The sequence below is a fragment of the Acidisphaera rubrifaciens HS-AP3 genome, assembly GCF_000964365.1.
In the GTDB taxonomy this organism is placed as follows: domain Bacteria; phylum Pseudomonadota; class Alphaproteobacteria; order Acetobacterales; family Acetobacteraceae; genus Acidisphaera; species Acidisphaera rubrifaciens.
This window is the reverse complement of record NZ_BANB01000912.1, coordinates 1-593: the sequence shown is the minus strand read 5'-3', so window position 1 is coordinate 593 and position 593 is coordinate 1. Positions and strand designations below refer to the sequence as shown.

1 pseudogene is annotated in these 593 nt (G+C 74.7%); it reads left to right on the top strand.

Going from position 1 to position 593, the window contains the following annotated elements:
* A pseudogene (locus B8460_RS22425) lies at window positions 1–490 on the top strand (hypothetical protein); the annotation flags it as partial.
* Window positions 491–593 lie beyond the last annotated feature (103 nt).

The following is a 593-nucleotide window of genomic DNA, read 5'->3' as shown; positions in this document are numbered from 1 at the left end:
GTTCTGGACGCTCGGCGCCAACCAGTCGGGCAAGGCGGCGATCGCGGCGTGGCGCGACCTGCTGCTGCCGGCCTGGGCGGCGGGCGTGACGCTGCGCCTCTGGCCGTTCGACGGCCCGTTCCGGTCCCTGCCGGCGCCGGGCGCGATCGCGCTTGCCGAGACCTATCCGGCGGAGGCGCTGCGGCAGCTCGGCCTGCGCATGGGCGGCAGCAAGCGGCGGCAGGCCGATCGCGCGGCGCTCGGCCCGGCCCTGCTTGATGCCGGCCGTCGCATCGGCGCGTCGCCGGACGACGCGTTGACCGCCGCCGCCCTGGACGGGTTCGGCGCCGACGCGGCGGGTGAGGACCGGTTCGACTGCGTGCTGGGCCTGCTGTGCGTCATTGCCGTGCTGGACGGGCACCGGCCCGACACCGCGCCGGACGATCCCGCGATCCGGCGCTGGGAGGGCTGGGTGCTCGGTCAGACGGCGTTGCCGATCGACGCCCCTTGACCTTCCCATCATGGGAATCCCCATCTCGGGTCCGGACAAGAGACGAGGCGCGGTCATGGATCAGGTCATCATCGAGCGGGCGGATGCCGGGGCGGCGACGGCG